Genomic DNA, 16,123 nt, shown 5'->3' with positions numbered 1-16,123 from the left:
CGCCACAGCGGCTCGTACCAGGCCCGCACCAGGTCCAGGTAGCGCAGGTCCCCGTTGGGCTGGGAGGGCTGTTCCAGTGCCCAGCGGGCGTTCCAGTCCCAGACGACGGCGACCTGCGCGGTGGAGACACTTCCGCGCACCTCGGCCAACGACCCCAGATCCGCGCCGAGTCGGACCACGTCCCGCCAGATCTGGCTGTCGGTGCCGGCGTGCGGGAGCATCGCGGAGTGCCACTGCTCGGCGCCCGCCTTGGCCGCCCGCCACTGGAAGTAGGCGATGCCGTCGGCGCCGTGGGCGACATGCGCGAGGGCATTGCGGCGCATCTCGCCGGGGCCTTTGGCGCGGTTGACCGGCTGCCAGTTGACCGCGCCGGTGGAGTGCTCCATCAGCAGCCACGGCCCGCCCGCCAGGGACCGGGTGAGGTCGCCGCTGAAGGCGATGTCGATCTCGGAGGCGGTGTCGGTGGACTGGAGGTAGTGGTCGTTGGAGACGATGTCCAGCTCGGGGGCCCAGCGCCAGTAGTCGAGGGCGTCGAAGCTGAAGTTGACCATGAAATTGGTGGTGGCCGGGACGGACGGGGCGACCGTCCGCAGGAGGTCGCGTTCGGCCCGGTACAGGGACAGCAGTTCGTCGCTGCAGAAGCGGCGCCAGTCCAGCTGGTGGGTGGGGTTGGGGACCGCGCCGGTGGCGCGCGGGGGCAGGATCTGGTCCCAGTCGTAGTACCACTGGGACCAGAACGTGGTGCCCCAGGCATGGTTGAGGGCGGTCAGGTCCTCGCCGTACTTCGCCCGCAGCCAGGTGCGGAAGGCCGCCGCGCTGGTGTCGCAGTAGCAGGCCGCGTTGTGGCAGCCGTACTCGTTGTGGACGTGCCACATCACCACGGCCGGGTGGTCGGCGTAGCGCTCGGCCAGTTCGCCGGTGATCCGCAGGGCCGCCTCGCGGTAGGCGGGGCTGGACGGGCAGAACGTCTGGCGGCTGCCGTACGACAGTGTGCGCCCGTCGCGATCGACCGGCAGGGCCTCGGGATGCTGGACGAAGAACCAGGCCGGCGGGGCCGCGGTAGGGGTGGCCAGGTCGGCGGCGATGCCGTGGTCGTGCAGGAGGTCGAGGATCCGGTCCGTGCGGGAGAAGTCGTAGGTGCCCTCGGACGGCTCCAGCAGCGCCCAGGAGAAGATGCCGACGCTGACCATGTTCACGCCGGCCTCGCGCATCAGGCGTACGTCCTCGGCCCAGACCTCCTCGGGCCACTGCTCGGGGTTGTAGTCACCGCCGTAGGCGATACCGGGCACCGCGAGCACGGGCGTGGCGGGGCCTTGGGGAGAGTGCGGAGCTGTCACGGGGGTCACTTTCCATTGTCGAGGCCGTCACGCGACCATAACCAAACGAGATCCAACAAACATGATCGGCGGATATCGGGAAGCGTGAGCGCTGCTCGGGCCTGCTGTCAAGGTGGCGGGGCGAAGGTCGCAACAGCCGGACTCGGCTCATCCGCTTGCCCTGTGAAGTGAAGGGCTCCCTTTGCAGTGGCTTTGAACTGCAGAGACGCACCGCCCGGGTCTCGTTGTGGTCGGCGAGCCGCCTGCCGGGCGAAATGCGGGGAGGGGTCGGAACTCTTGACGTCCCCCGCTCTGCTGCGTAGACATGACCGCGCGATCTGACCGCGCGGCCATAGCCACTGACCTCGTTCGATCGCCCGAACGCCGTCATGCGTCAGAGCCGCCCCCGGGAGCCGACCGGCTCCCGCACACACCCGCCCTCATCCCCGCTGTGGAGCCGCACATGTCCCCTGCCCAGCCAGGCGCCAGACCCCGCGCCGCGCGTTCGCACCCCGTCCCCCCTCTCCTCCTCCTGCTGGCACTGGTCGCGGCCGTCGGGGCGGTCCTCCTCCCGGCCGCCGGCCGGGCTCACGCCCTGTCCCGCCCGTCGCAGACCATGTACACCCCGCCGTCCGGCACCCCCGCCCCCGGCACCCTGTATCCGAGGGCGATACGGCTGGAGCACAGCGGCTCCTCCAGCGGCACCGTCCTCGCCACGTTCGAGCAGTACACGTCGGGTACGCCCGTCTTCCCGATCTACCGCAGCACCGACAACGGCAACTCCTGGACGAAGATCTCCGACGTCGCCGACACCCAGAACGGGTGGGGCATGCGCTGGGAGCCGCAGCTCTTCGAACTGCCCACGGCGCTCGGCAGCTTCCCCGTCGGCACCCTCCTGATCGCGGGCGACTCCGTCCCCAGTGACCGGTCCGCGACGAAGATCGACATGTACGCGAGCACGGACCACGGCCTGACCTGGACCTTCGTCAGCAACATCGCCACCGGCGGCCGGGCCATCTCCGACAACGGATACACGCCCGTGTGGGAGCCCTTCTTCCTGATGAACGGCAACCGCCTCGTCGTCTACTACTCCGACCAGCGCGACACCAACCACGGCCAGAAGCTGGTGCACCAGGTCAGCACGGACGGAGTGAACTGGGGCCCCGTCGTGGACGACGTGGCGATGCCCACGTACGGCGACCGCCCGGGCATGGCGACCGTCGCGCAACTGCCCAACGGCAAGTACGTGATGACGTACGAGTACGGCGGCGCGCCGGAGAAGAACTTCGCGGTCTACTACAAGATCTCCGCCGACCCGGAGGCCTTCGGCTCGGTCACCGGCCAGGTGCTCAAGGCGACCGACGGCTACGTCCCCTCCAGTGCGCCGTACGTCACCTGGCTTCCCACCGGCGGAGCCAACGGCACGCTCGTCGTCAGTGCCAACAGCACCGGTGACCTCTTCCTCAACACCCAGAACGGCGCCGCCAACGCCTGGACCCGCATCCAGTCGAACGTCGCCGGCGGATACAGCCGCGGCATGCTCCCGCTGCCCGACGGCCACAGCCTGGAGGTCTTCAGCGGCGGCTACAACGGCAGTTCGCTGAACCCGGTCACCTACAGCACCATCGACCTGGGCGGCGGCATCAACGACGGTGCCACCTACACCGTCTCCAACGCGGGCAGCAACCTGGCGCTGACGATCGCGGGCGGCACGACCACCAACGGCACCTACGCCACCCAGCAGAACACCGACAACGCCACCGACCAGCAGTGGAAGTTCGTCCTCCAGCCGTCCGGCTACTTCAAGATCTACAACGTGGCCAGCGGCAAGGTGCTGGGAGTGGAGAACCAGTCCACCGCCAACGGCGCCAAGATCCTGCAGTGGGACGACAACGGCACCCTCGACCACGAGTGGTCGGTCACCCCCAGCCCGTCCGGTGGGTTCACGGCCGTGAACCGGCTCACCGGCAAGTATCTGGAGATTCCCGGCGCCTCCACCGCGGTGGGCACCGTCGCCGGTCAGTGGGACGGCACCGGCTGTGCCTGCCAGCGCTGGAACCTCACCCAGACCGCGCTGCCGACCCTGTCCACCGGCCAGTACGTGCTGGTGAACAAGAACAGCGGCAAGTACCTGGAGATCCCCGCCGCCTCCACGACCGCCGGTACGGCGGCCGACCAGTGGCAGAACTCCGCGTGCGACTGCCAGTTGTGGACCTTCCAGTCCCAGAGCGGCGGCGCGTGGACCCTGCAGAACGTCCACAGCGCTCTCAGGCTCGACATCGGCAACGCCTCCACCGCCGCGGGCGCGGCCGTCGTCCAGAACAGCGCCTCCGCGGGCGCCTCCCAGAGGTGGACCCTGACCAGCGCAGGCGGCGGCTACTACAAGCTCCTCAACGTGGGCAGCGGTCTCGTCGCCGGCGTTGCCCAGTCCTCCACCGCCAACGGCGCCTCCGTCATCCAGTGGAACGACGTCAGCGTCGACGACCAACTGTGGAAGATCGTCCGGGTCAACTGACCCGGACCGCCAGGCAGGGAACCAGCAGTCGGGCTCGCCGGTGATCCGGCGAGCCCGTTCTCATGCGGTGACCGGCGAATGACCTGTGTTCACTGCTTGTCGCGCGTGGCGAGCCGTGCGGCGATCTCGCTCCTGACCGTCTCGTTCAACTCGTCCCACGTGAAGCCGAGATCGCGCAGGATCTGCGCGGCAAGGCCTTCCTCCACCCGGATCAGGCCCAGCAGCGTGTGTTCCGTGCCGACCCAGTCGTGGCCGAGGGCGGCCGACGCGCGGTGGGCCTCCTCGATGGCCTTCTTGCTCTCCGGCCGGAACGCGATGTGACCCCGCGGTGCCTTCTTCCCGGCGGGCGGCAACGCTTCCCGGATCGCGTCGCGGATGCGCCGCTCCGACTCGGTCTTCGCCACCAGCACCTCGTACGCCAGACCGCGCGGCTCGCCGAGCAGACCGAGGAGCATGTGTTCGGTGCCGATGAAGTCGTGTTTGTGCGTTCGGGCGGCTTCCTGTGCCAGCACGATGCTGTGCCGGTTGAGGTGGGTGAACCGCTCGAAGGCGGCGGGCGTGTGGCGTTGCTGGGCGGCCTGTTTGGAGACTCCGATGGCGTCACCGATCTCGGTCCAGGAGGCGCCGGTCTGCTTGGCCTTGCTGACGTAGTGGTCGATGAGCTGGTCACCGAGGTCGGACAGCGTCTGGGCACGAAGCCGTGCCTCGCTGATGCGTGCCAGTTCGTTGGCTTCGGGCAGTTCCTCGTCTAGCCGGGCGATCAGGTCGGCCAGGCTGATGTCGAGTGGGCTCATGCGTCAATCTTAAGTTGACGACACCTCGTCGTCAACTTGTAATTGACGCTTGGATTCCGGCGACTGTCGGGTCGTCAGGCCCGCACCGGTGCTCGCTCGTCCAAGAGACCTTCGGCGCGCAGGTCGTCCCAGACCCGCGCCGGGATCTCGACCTCGAACGCCGTGACGTTGCGCCGTACCTCGTCCGCCGTACGCATCCCGACGACGACCCCCGCGACGGCCGGATGGCGGAGCGGAAAGGCCAGCGCCACCTCCGGCAGCGTCACGCCATGCGCCTCGCAGACGTCGGCCATACGATGCGCCCGGTCGACCGTCTCCTGCTCGGCGGGCGCGTAGTCGAAGGTGGCACCCTCGGCGGGCCGGGCGGTTGCCAGCAGCCCGGAGTTGAAGATCGACGCCGCGATGACCGAGACACCCCGCTCCGTACAGGCGGGCAGTAGGTCGTCCAGGGCGCTGTGGTCCAGCAGCGTGTAGCGGCCGGAGAGCATCACCACGTCGACGTCCGACTCCTCGACCAGCCGCGTCAGTTTGCCGGGGTGGTACATCCCCGCGCCGATCGCGCCCACCATCCCCTGGGCACGCAGTTCGGCCAGGGCCGGATACCCCTCACGCAACGCCTCCTCGAACCGTTCCTCGGCGTCGTGCAGGAACAGCACGTCGATGCGGTCGACGCCCATCCGCTCCAGCGACTCCTCGACGCTGCGCCGCACACCGTCCCGGGTGAAGTCCCACACCCGCCGGTGCGTGGCGGGAACCGCGAAACTCTCGTCCATCCGGCCCGTCGGATCCTGCGGGACCAGCAGCCTGCCCACCTTCGTCGACAGCGTCCACTCCTCGCGTGGCCTGTCCCGCAGCAGGCCGCCGATACGGCGCTCGGAGTGCCCGATGCCGTAGTGCGGAGACGTGTCGTAGTAACGGATCCCGCTCTCCCAGGCCGCTTCAAGGGCTTCCGCGGCGGTCTCGTCGTCCAGCGGTGCGAAGAGTCCGCCGAGCGGACCACCCCCGAAGCCGAGCTCCGTGATGTGCACACTGCTCTGCCCGAGCCGATTCCGCCTCATTCACCGTTCCCTCTCGTCTGGTTGGTGATGCGGGATCATGGTGGCGTGGCACGCCCCTTGTCTCCAAGGGGATTTCCCGGCCGCTCGGGCGAGGACAACGTACTGCCGCGGAGTCCGGCCGCCGAGCGGACCAGTGACGCGACCGCCGGCGAGCGGCTGCTCGACGGCCATGCGAGCACCGTCGTGACGTCAGGTGCGTCGATTACGGGCACCGCGACGTGTTCGGGCCACTGCCAGGCACGGCTGGAGGCGGGAATCACCAGCAACGTCCTTCCCAGCGCTACGAGTTGGGCGAGCTTCGACTGGGTCCGCACCTCCGGCCCGGGCCCTTCCGGGTACGACCCGTCGAGCCGCGGCCATCGAGCGATCGGCAGGTTCGGCACATGGCTGACCTCCGCCAGCGTGAGCTTGTCCCGGGAGGCGAGCGGATGCCCCGCGGGAAGGATCGCGACCTGGCCTTCGACGTACAGGTCCTCGGTGTCGAACCCGGCGAGGTCGTCGTACGGGCGGTGCATGAGTGCCACGTCCGCCCGTCCGTCGCGCAGCAGCCCCGCCTGCTCGCCCACCTCGCACAACAGGACCTCGACCGGTGCCGCGCCGGGTTCGCCCTCCACCGCGTCGAGCAGCTGCTGCAGCAGCTCGTGGGAGGCCCCGGCCTTCGTCGCGAGCACCAGCGGCCGCTTCGGATCTCCGGCGCGTCGCGTCCGACGCGCGGCGGCCGCGACCGCGTCGAGGGCCGTAGCGGCCTCCCGGAGCAGTACCCGTCCGGGCTCGGTGAGGGCCACGCCACGCCGGTTGCGGTCGAGGAGCTGGACGCCGAGCCGGCGCTCCAACTGGCGGATGGCGCGAGACAGCGGCGGTTGTGCGATCCCGAGCCGTTCGGCGGCACGGCCGAAGTGCAGTTCCTCGGCGACAGCGACGAAGTACCGCAGCTCGCGGGTCTCGAAGTCATCCACCTGGGCAGCCTACCGAGTGATACCCGGCGAGTATCACAGCGGACCGATGCGATATTGGACCGTCAACGCCCGCTCCACGGAGCATGGTTGGCGTGAACGACACGAAGACCGCGCTGGTCACGGGCGCGAACAAGGGAATCGGTTTCGCCATCGCACAAGGGCTCGGGGCGATCGGCTTCAGGGTCGCGGTGGGGGCTCGCGACGACTCCAGGCGCGAGGACGCCGTCGAACGACTGCGTGCCGCCGGCGTCGACGCGTTCGGGGTCGCCCTCGACGTCACCTCGGACGACGGCGTCGCCGCGGCGGCCAAGACGATCGAGCAGACAGCGGGGCGGCTCGACGTACTCGTCAACAACGCGGGCATCTCCGGCCGGACCGACAGCGGCGCGCAGGATCCCACGACGCTCGACCTCGATGTCGTCCGCGCGGTCCTGGACACCAACGTGTTCGGCGTGGTCCGGGTGACCAACGCGATGCTTCCGATGCTCAGCCGCGCGAGCGCGCCGCGCATCGTCAACGTGTCCAGCAACATGGGCTCGTTGACGCTGCAGACCGGTCCGGTCATGGCCGCGTACGCACCGTCGAAAACGATGCTCAACAGCCTCACGGCACAGTACGCCCGCCGACTCGCCGACACGCCCGTCATCGTGAACGCCTGCTGCCCCGGCTACGTGGCGAGCGACTTCACCGGCTTCAACGGAATCCGTACACCCGAGCAGGGCGCCGCGATCGCCGTCCACCTCGCCACCCTGCCGGACGACGGGCCGCGCGGCGGCTTCTTCGACGACGGGGGAGTCGTCCCCTGGTGAATCAGAAGTGGTGCTCGTCCCCGTCCGTCTTGCGGTTGCGGTTGGCCATCTTCTCCCAGAAGGCGTGCAACTCCCGGACGGGGATGCTCACCCACGGCGCGGTGTGTCGGCTGACGGCGGGAAGATGCCAGCGGTAACGGCTGTGCAACAGCGTCTGTTGCTGCCGGCAGAACAACTCCGCCAGCTCCGCCTGGGCTTTTCCGGCCTGAGGGGGATAGGGGCACAGACGGAACTCGCACGGAGACAGGCACGTGGTGCCACAGTTGTCTCTGTCCGCCCGGCCGACACTGTGTTCGGGATGCAGTCGAGTGCGGTCGTGGGTGAGGCAGTACGGCAGGGTGTCCTTGTCCGCGAGCTTCAGGCGTTCCTCGATGTCGTCCGGTGTGCCGTTGCCCTCGGTGAGGTTGATCATGACCAGTACGTCGGCGAGAAGGCGTTGGGCTCGAGGGTGCAGGATGCTCCAGCCGACAGAGGGGGCGATCCACAGGTTGTGCTTCCGGTAGTGCTCCGGATCGGCTGGAGTGGAACCGACGTTGTCGGTGGCTCCGTTCTCGTCGATCCAGATGAACCGCTCGGGGTGTCCTGTCTCCAACGCCAGGGTCACCAGATCCCCGGCTTCGGCGACGAACGGGTGGAGGACCTTTTCCGGCTGATGCTCGTCTGGGGCGTCGGGAGGCGCCGGGGGCTGGTGGGCGCTGCCGGCCAGGGCGAGCCACCGCGTGACCGACCGCACGGGTTCCACGGGACTGGTGGATGCCACGTCATCGTCCGTCGTGGGGTCGGCCGATGGTGATGAGGGTTGGTGCTTGCGACGGTTCGCCGCACTGTATGTGGTGGTGCGTCCGGCCGTGTCGGGGAGCTCCCAGAGGCACAGCGCATGGAGCAGACTCATCTGTGCGTACCAGTACCGACTGCGGGTGAGCATCGTCTCCGCCTGCTTCACCAGGTAGGCCCGGGTCTCCTCATAGGCGTCCGGGTGCCGTCTCCGGCGGTTCGCCGCGTTCTTGAAGCCCTGGGCCAGAGCGTTCTCCAAGGACAGCGGCATGGGCGGGTTCTGCCGGCCGGGCGGGGTGGTGAGGTTGTGCAACCAGAGGTTCAGCCGCTCCTTGGCCTCGTCGCGGTACTTCTCGGACACAGACCCCACGACCATGGGAACGAGCCAGGCCCGCAGGGCGAAGTGGCGCCACACGGCGATGCGGCTTCGCTCGTACTCCCGCATGATCCAGTCGTGCTTCCGCTGTCTCCTCTCCGCGGCCGGCGGATCGGAAGCAGGGTTCGAAGCTTCTTCGTCGAGCCAGGCGGTGTAGTCGTGGTCGCGCTTCTGCCTGGCTTCACGAATCCGTCCCAGGTACTGCGCTATCGGGTCGCTTCCGAGGGGGAACTCCGTGCGCAACTCCTTGAACGCCGCGTCGCCGCCGGCGGCTATCTGGTGGGCGATCGCGATCCGAACGGCGTACGAGGGTTCATGCGTACCGATTTGGAAGAGGTGCCTGTAGGGGAGGCAGGGCTGCACGGGCTCCATTTCTGAGCGTGCATGACTTCCCTTGCTGCGCCGCTCCCGTTCGCGCAGAGCGGCTCCGAAGTGGCGCACCAGCCCCAACTTCGCTTCCTCGATGGTCCGCTGGTCACCTTTGATGGTGAGGTCCGCCCATCGCGCGTCGAGGTCCTGAGCCAGCTTGTCCTGCATGGGCACCGGGTCGACACAGTCGATCTCGAGGGCTGCGGCGTACAGGTCGTAGTACTTCGCGTCATGCCGGTTCGCAGCGGCGTTGCTGAGCAGTTCGGCCAGTTTCGGCGGCGTTCCATGGCCGTTGTGGGCACGTGAGAACAGCACCAGGGCGATGAGCAGTTCCCGGGACGGACCCGGACTGTGCAGCGCCGGTTCGACGACTGCGGCGATGTCGTCGTCCTGCATCTCTCTGAGCAGGCGGTAACCCAGATATGCCTGGAGGATGCTGTGCGGGAACCGGACCCGGTTGGCGCAGCCGTAGACCAGTCCGAGGAGTTGGCCGTTGGCGATGTACCGGCCCAGTTCGGTTCGACACTCGTGGGGGTACTCCAGGACGTTGAGCCAAGGCGCCGACCGGCCCACCTGCCGACTCAGTACGCCCCATATCGCGTCGCGTTGAGCCGGGGAGACGATGAGACGGATCCCGTTCCCCTGGTGATTGCCCGCCGCCTGGTGATCGTCCTGGGACTTCATACGCTCACAGAGGTCGTCCACGTGTGCGCTGACGAAGTCGTCGAATGTCACCTCGAGGCTGTCCTGCAACAGCCCCAGGCAGGCCAGTGCCGACACGACCCACATGGTCTCCCGGCGCTCCCTGCGGTCCATCACCAGATTGTCGAAGATGCGCCCGTCTTCGATGGCCTGACGGTAAGTGTCGAGAAGCCCGAGTCTGAGGGTGGCGCGGTCGTTGCTGCGGGTGTCCAAGCGGTGGTGTCCGTCGCGGAGCGTCAGGTGCTCCAATAGCCCGTGCTGCTGCAGCAGATGGGCGATCCGCAGGTAGATCGGCGAGTCCACCACCGCGGCGGTCTCCACCACCCAGTCGAGGCGCCGTTCGTCCAGTTCACCGGATCCGCTTGTCAGGTATTCCAGGGCCGCTTCCTCGCTCAACGGTTCCATGTCGGCGATCGCGGCCCGGGTACCCTCGAGCGGCGCGTGCGGGCGTGAGGCGATGACCAGCGGCAGCTTCTGGCGATCCGCGCGGTCTATCGCCCGCCGGATGATGTTGTCGCGGTCTTCCTGGAACTTGTCGTCGAGGAGCGCCTCTTCCAGGCCGTCGGCGATGACGACGACTTTGTCGTCGAGTCTCAGCTGGCGCCACGTCTTGTCGATGTTGCTGCCGGCAAGCACACTTTGGTCGGTCTCTTCTTCGAAGCGGTGCCGTGCCATTTGCTCGAAGTCGAGTTCACCGTCCTCTTTCATGTCGCGCAGTCTTATGGGCACGGGAACAGCGGACTGCTGTGCGAGCATCCGCGTGAGTTCCACCAGAACGGCGGTCTTGCCGACGCCCACGCCGCCCACCAGCAGATAGGGCTTCCTGGTCTTCCGGTTGCGTAGGGTCTGGGCGATGACCTGGGACAGTTCGCGACGCCCGACGATCCGGTTGACCAGGGTTCCGGCGGTGGGGACCAGCTCATGGGGATGGGTACGTGCCTTGTCGACGAGCGGCTTCTTGGTCCGGTGGTACCAGTACAGAAGGAAGAAGGACAGGAGGAGCGAGCCGGTGAGAACGGGGCCGACTATGTGGGAGACGGCGTCGAACCATGGGGACGTAAGCAACCTGTCGAGTTCGTTGCCTGATTTTTCTGACTCGGTTGCGCCGGCTGTTTCGTGGTAGTCGTAAATGGCTAGTCCCACCCAAACGATGACCACGGCCGTCCCGACAAAGGCGTATATCCGCAGCAGTGGACCGAGTGAGGACACTCCCGGGCGCCAATTCCGGTTCGGCGCAATGCTCCTGTGCGCTTCCCTCTCGGTCCTGAGCGTGCGCCACTTCTTGCTGGTCGCTACTGAGAACCGGGACCACCACCGCCTCGGATACAACGTATACCAGGGGGCGCTGTGAGGCCGCTCCTTGCCTTCCGGATGGCGGATGACCTTGGTGGGCATGAGGTCCGCTCCCTCCGCGCAGCACGTTGTGGCGGGCGAGGTGAGGACGGCGCAGGGTGGCACGGACACGCGTTCCGGGCTCGACGCTGCCACAGCGCGATGTCTGCTGGCACGTATGCCTTCGTTTCCATGAAAGCACTGGCGGACAGGACCGCAACATGACCATCGCTCCGGCGGAGGCAGTCTCGGTGACCATGCCCGCAACGGATTCTGATGGGCGCTCAGCCACGGCAAACACGTCTGATCAAGGAACGCTCTCCCGTCGGTCATCTCAATCGGCGATCATGATGGATCGCGCGTATCGTTGGTGATGCGGCAGTGGTCTGCACGCCAGGCAGTGCCCGCAGTGACACGAACTCACAGCTTGATCATCGAAGTTCCCTGAACGATCTGCGCCCTCTTGCGCCGTTCATCCGGCTTTCTCATGCCGGAATCCCCACGCAGCCATGGCGGCATCCATGGGCGCACTCGGTTCTCACCCTTTCCAAACGGCTTGTGTGGCAAGGGAGTTCAGCAGCGTCCGACCGACTCGAGTACCAGCCGCCACGCCGGTCCCGGCCCGGGCTGGCAGAGGAGGAGTGACCGCCTCATGTACGCGAAGTTCCCCGAGGGCGCGGCCCAGCGCACCGACCCCCTGGCGGCGGCCGAGGTCGTCTACGACGCTGTCGTCGTCGGCGGCGGGATCTCCGGCGCCCTGATCGCCCTGCGGCTGAGCAATGCCGGCAAGAGAGTGCTGCTGCTCGAAGCGGGCCCGGCCGAGGACCTCACCCTGAGGGGCTACGAGGGCTATCTGAACCGGTTCTACTCGGCCATCGGAAAGGACAACCAGGCCCCCTATCCGGTCGTCCCGAACGCCCCGATGCCCCGCGGCTCCGATGCCCGGCGCATCACCCCGGGTGCGCCCGACGCCTCCGCCTACATCGTCCAGAACGGGCCCTTCGCCACCGACACGACCTACACGCGGGTCCTCGGCGGCACCACCATGCACTGGGAGGGCAAGACGCTGCGGATGCTGCCGGAGGACTTCCGCATGCGCACGCTCTACGGCGAGGGGGCGGACTGGCCGCTCACCTACGAGGACCTCGCCCCGTACTACAACGAGGCCGAACGCGAGATCGGCGTCTCCGCGGACGTGGAGGACCAGGCCTATCTCGGGATCACCTTCGACGAGGGCTATGTGTTCCCCATGAAGGGACTGCCCCTGTCCTACCTGGACCGGACGGTCGCCAAGGACCTCGACGGGATGCCGGTCGCACTCGACGGGGAGCAACGGGAGCTTCGGGTCCGGCCGTTCCCGCAGGGCCGCAACGGCATACCGAACCCGGCCTACGACGGCGGGAAGGGGTATGTGCCGCGCGGCGCGGTCAGCGCGTACCAGGTCGAGGTCGGCGAGCGGTGTCAGGGCAACGACAACTGCGTGCCCATCTGTCCGGTGCAGGCCAAGTACAACGCCGGCAAAACCCTCGCCCTGGCCCTCCAGAGCGGCCGCGTCGACCTGGTGGCCCAGGCGGTGGCTCACAAGGTGCACGTCGACGAGCGCACGCGCCGGGTGACCGAGATCGAGTACCGGCACTACGACCGTCCCGACAGTCCCGGCTTCAACACCGTCAGGGCCCGTGGCCGGCTGTTCGTCCTGGCCGCCAACGCCGTGGAGAACCCCCGGCTGATGCTGGCCTCCGGACTGCACGGTTCGAGCGGGATGATGGGGCGCAACTTCATGGACCACGCCTACCTGTTGGCGTGGGGCCTGCTGCCGGAGGTGGCCGGTACCTTCCGTGGCACGATCTGCACCGGCGGCATCGCCGACCTGCGCGGCGGCCGCTTCCGCAGCCGCCAGGCGGCCTTCACCATCGACATCCACAATGACGGCTGGGGCTGGGCCCGGGGCGCGCCGATGACCGACCTGATCGGCCTGGTGGACTCCGGCGGACGCTACGGCGAGTCCCTCCGCCAGGCGCTGGTGGACAAGGTCTCCCGTCAGCTTCAGCTGGCCTTCATGGTCGAGGTCCCCGCCAACCCGAGCAACCGGATCACCGTGAGCCCGGACTTCACCGACAAGCTCGGGAACATGCGGCCCGTCCTCACCTACGACATCCCCGAGTACACGATGCGGGGGGTGGCGTACGCCCGCCAGCTGTCGAAGCGGATCTTCGCGCGTCTGGGGGCCGAGGACCACACCGTGTACAACCCGAACTTCTGGGGCTACGCCGTCCACGACGGCGAGGGATACGAACTGCGCGGGGGCAACCACCTCGCAGGCACCCATGTGATGGGCCGTGACCCCTCGGCCTCGGTGGTCGACGCGGATCAGAAGTGCTGGGACTACGAGAACCTCTACATGGTCGGCGGGGGCAGCATGCCCACGGTGGGCACGTCGAACGTGACGCTCACCGTCGCCGCCCTGTGCCTGCGCAGCGTCCGGGCCATGCTGGCCCAACTCGACTCCGAGACCGCACCGATCGACATCTCCGCCGATCGGCACCACGCGGCGTCCCTCTCCGGGGAGGTGTCCAGGTGATCGCGTCGACCATCGAGAACCGTGACGATCTGATCCGCTACCTGAACGCGGCGATGGCCCTGGAGCACGGGACCATCCCGACGTACCTGACCGCGTACTACTCCATCCGCTCCACCACCAATTCGGACGCCGCCCACATCATCCGGGTCGCCGCGGTGGAGGAGATGCTGCACCTCACCCTCGTCGCCAACGTCCTGAACGCCATCGGCGGGGAGCCCGACCTGACCCGACCCGGCTTCGTGCCGTCCTATCCCGCCTACCTGCCGGACGGGGAGAGCGACTTCACCGTCGACCTGCGGCACTTCTCTCCCGAAGCGGTGGAGACGTTCTGCAAGATCGAGCGACCGGGCAAGGCTCCCAGCGCCGACGAGCGGCTGGTGAAGGTACCCGACGACAGGACTCCGCTCATGGTCTCCAGCCCCACGACCGAGGGCATGCGCTTCTACAGCATCGGCGAGTTCTACGAGGAGATCATCGAAGGGCTCGAAAAGGTGGCGGCCGACGACCCCACGCTCTTCCGCGGGGATCCGGCCCGGCAGATGGGGCCCGAGTACTTCTACTCCGGCGGTGGAGACGTGATCGTCGTCACCGACCTGGAGTCGGCCCAGCGGGCACTGCGCTTCATCGCCGCACAGGGTGAGGGCCTTGACTCGGGTATCTACGACGCGGACGGGGAGTTGGCCCACTACTACCGGTTCCGGCAGCTCCAGCTCGGGCGCTACTACCAGGAGGGCGATTCGCCTGACGCGCCTTCGGGGCCTGCGCTGCGCATCGACTGGGACGACGTGTACAAGGTGAAGACGAGCGCCCGGCTGGCCGACTACCCGGCGGGATCGGAACTCGCCCGCGTCGCCCGTGACTTCAACGCCGACTACGCGGCCTTCCTCGCCCTGCTCACCAAGGCGTTCAACGGACAGCCGGACCTGTTGCAGGATGCCGTCTGCGAGATGTTCCGCCTGCGCGATGGGTTCAACCGGCTGATCTGCAACCCCCTGCCGGGCAGCGGCGGCCTGCACGCCGCTCCCACCTTCGAGATTGCGGCCGAGACCGGACCTGATCCGCTGGCCGCAGCGGATGCCGGCGAGACGCCCCGGGTGGTGACGTGATGACCGCCCCGCCGTTCGAGGACTTCCTCTCCCTCTCGGTCGACCTCACCGCTTTCGAGGCCACCGATCTGCTCGGCACCGGCATGGCCCACAAGTACCTGGCGAAGGTGCGGGCCGCCTGCGGTGACGAGGTTCTCATCGCTCTCCTGGCAGCCCATCGGGCGGCCCGGACGGATGCGGTCGGTGACGCCGGAAGTCCCACCCGAACCCCGCTCGACCGCGATCTGTTGGACCGGGCTCTGCGCCACCGCGTCTTCAGCGACGACCGCCTCGGGCCGGTGGCACGCAACATCGTCAAGCTCTGGTACGCCGGGATGTGGTACGCGCTGCCGCCCGAGTGGACCGACCGCTACGGGGCCGGAACGGCGGTGGGGACGTCTACGGTCACCGCCGCCTCCTACCAGGAGGGGCTGCTGTGGCGGGCCATCGGGGCCAATCCTCCGGGTGCCAAGGCACCCGGATACGGGTCCTGGGCCAAACCGCCCCGTATCGCGGAGCGTTACCTGAAAGGGGCGAGGAGATGACGGATGTGGCTGACCGCCTCAGCCCGGACAAGGTGAAGCTCGGTGTCTGCTGCACCCTGTGGTGGAACGACGACTTCCCCACCATCGACGTCGGTATCTCCTTCGGCCAGGCCGTGAGTGAGATGGCCCTCGCCGGCTTCCAGGGCTGCAGCATCGGACACAAGTACCCGTCGGACGCCGACGAGCTCAAGGCAGCCCTCGATCTGCGCGGCCTGAGCGTGTCCGAGCCCTGGACGAGCACCTATTTCACGATCGGCAATATGCGGCAGAAGACGATCTCCGCCTTCGAGGAAACCCTGGCCCGTATCAGGGCGCTGGGCGGGACCGAGCTGGTCGTGGCTGAGTTCGGCGCCTCCTCGCACCTGCTGCCGGTGGATGTGTTCGCCAACCGGCCGGTCTTCACCGACGCCCAGTGGGACGCCTTGACCTCGGGCCTGAACGAGCTGGGCAGGATCGCCGACTCGGCCGGGATGAAGCTCAGTTATCACCACCACATGGGCACGGGCGTCATGAACCGGGCCGACATCGACCGGTTGATGGCCTCGACCGATCCGGACCTGGTCCATCTGCTGCTCGACACGGGACACATGGCCTTCGCCGGCGACGATCCCCTGGAGCTGGCGCGGGCGTACGCCGACCGCATCGGACACGTCCACTTGAAGAGCGTCCGGCCCGAAGTGGTCAGCCGGGTACGTGAGGAAGGCCTGTCGTTCCAGGAAGCCATCCAGCTCGGCGTGTTCACCGTGCCCGGAGACGGTGCGATCGACTTCCGGCCCATCCTCGAAGTCCTGGCCGACGCGCACTACCAGGGGTGGCTGGTCGTGGAGGCGGAGCAGGACCCGAACAGGGCCGTCCCGCTCGAGTACGCCAAGAAGGCCCGCGCATACCTCGCAGATGTCCTGGGGTGGTGA

General features: G+C 67.9%; 11 protein-coding genes. 6 read left to right on the top strand and 5 right to left on the bottom strand.

Going from position 1 to position 16,123, the window contains the following annotated elements:
• On the bottom strand, positions 1 to 1,337 hold a 1,337-nt coding region (locus ABZ453_RS07790), incomplete at its 3' end, for a beta-galactosidase (protein WP_359012611.1).
• Positions 1,338 to 1,779: 442 nt separating this feature from the next.
• On the opposite strand from ABZ453_RS07790, the gene ABZ453_RS07785 reads away from it, so the two are divergent.
• The gene (locus ABZ453_RS07785; RefSeq protein ID WP_359012609.1) at positions 1,780 to 3,831 is read left to right on the top strand and encodes an RICIN domain-containing protein; all 2,052 of its coding nucleotides are present in this window, start codon (positions 1,780 to 1,782) and stop codon (positions 3,829 to 3,831) included.
• A gap of 89 nt (positions 3,832 to 3,920) precedes the next feature.
• Here ABZ453_RS07785 and ABZ453_RS07780 read toward each other — a convergent pair whose 3' ends face one another.
• The 3 genes from ABZ453_RS07780 to ABZ453_RS07770 form a co-directional block, all read right to left on the bottom strand.
• Positions 3,921 to 4,625 carry a Clp protease N-terminal domain-containing protein gene (locus tag ABZ453_RS07780; protein WP_359012607.1) on the bottom strand — a complete coding sequence of 235 codons (705 nt, stop codon included), beginning with the start codon at positions 4,623 to 4,625 and terminating at the stop codon, positions 3,921 to 3,923.
• Positions 4,626 to 4,699: 74 nt separating this feature from the next.
• Complete coding sequence (locus ABZ453_RS07775; RefSeq protein WP_359012605.1) at positions 4,700 to 5,683, bottom strand: aldo/keto reductase; 984 nt, start codon at positions 5,681 to 5,683, stop codon at positions 4,700 to 4,702.
• Positions 5,684 to 5,718: 35 nt separating this feature from the next.
• The gene (locus tag ABZ453_RS07770) at positions 5,719 to 6,639 is read right to left on the bottom strand and encodes a LysR family transcriptional regulator (protein WP_359012603.1); all 921 of its coding nucleotides are present in this window, start codon (positions 6,637 to 6,639) and stop codon (positions 5,719 to 5,721) included.
• Between the two features lie 83 nt (positions 6,640 to 6,722).
• Between ABZ453_RS07770 and ABZ453_RS07765 the strand changes: the two genes are divergently transcribed.
• Positions 6,723 to 7,448 carry an SDR family oxidoreductase gene (locus ABZ453_RS07765; protein ID WP_359012601.1) on the top strand — a complete coding sequence of 242 codons (726 nt, stop codon included), beginning with the start codon at positions 6,723 to 6,725 and terminating at the stop codon, positions 7,446 to 7,448.
• A gap of 1 nt (position 7,449) precedes the next feature.
• Here the strand turns inward: ABZ453_RS07765 and ABZ453_RS07760 are convergent, their stop codons facing one another.
• A complete protein-coding gene (locus ABZ453_RS07760) occupies positions 7,450 to 11,334 on the bottom strand; it encodes an ATP-binding protein (protein ID WP_359012599.1) in 3,885 nt (1,294 codons plus the stop codon).
• Between the two features lie 319 nt (positions 11,335 to 11,653).
• Here ABZ453_RS07760 and ABZ453_RS07755 point away from each other — a divergent pair, with 319 nt between their 5' ends.
• Genes ABZ453_RS07755 through iolE form a run of 4 tightly spaced genes read left to right on the top strand, consistent with a single transcriptional unit; the run spans position 11,654 to position 16,123 of the window.
• On the top strand, positions 11,654 to 13,582 hold the full coding sequence (locus ABZ453_RS07755) for a GMC family oxidoreductase (RefSeq protein ID WP_359012597.1): 1,929 nt from the start codon (positions 11,654 to 11,656) through the stop codon (positions 13,580 to 13,582).
• The gene (locus ABZ453_RS07750; protein ID WP_359012595.1) at positions 13,579 to 14,688 is read left to right on the top strand and encodes a ferritin-like protein; all 1,110 of its coding nucleotides are present in this window, start codon (positions 13,579 to 13,581) and stop codon (positions 14,686 to 14,688) included. The genes ABZ453_RS07755 and ABZ453_RS07750 overlap by 4 nt, the downstream gene beginning before the upstream one ends.
• The gene (locus ABZ453_RS07745; protein ID WP_359012593.1) at positions 14,688 to 15,212 is read left to right on the top strand and encodes a hypothetical protein; all 525 of its coding nucleotides are present in this window, start codon (positions 14,688 to 14,690) and stop codon (positions 15,210 to 15,212) included. Before ABZ453_RS07750 ends, ABZ453_RS07745 begins: the two co-directional genes overlap by 1 nt.
• The gene (gene iolE, locus ABZ453_RS07740) at positions 15,209 to 16,123 is read left to right on the top strand and encodes a myo-inosose-2 dehydratase (protein ID WP_359012591.1); all 915 of its coding nucleotides are present in this window, start codon (positions 15,209 to 15,211) and stop codon (positions 16,121 to 16,123) included. Before ABZ453_RS07745 ends, iolE begins: the two co-directional genes overlap by 4 nt.

The sequence above is a fragment of the Streptomyces sp. NPDC005799 genome, assembly GCF_040630525.1.
GTDB classification, from domain to species: Bacteria; Actinomycetota; Actinomycetes; order Streptomycetales; family Streptomycetaceae; genus Streptomyces; species Streptomyces griseorubiginosus_B.
Note: the sequence above shows the minus strand (reverse complement) of the source record. Positions and strands in the feature narration are given on the sequence as shown.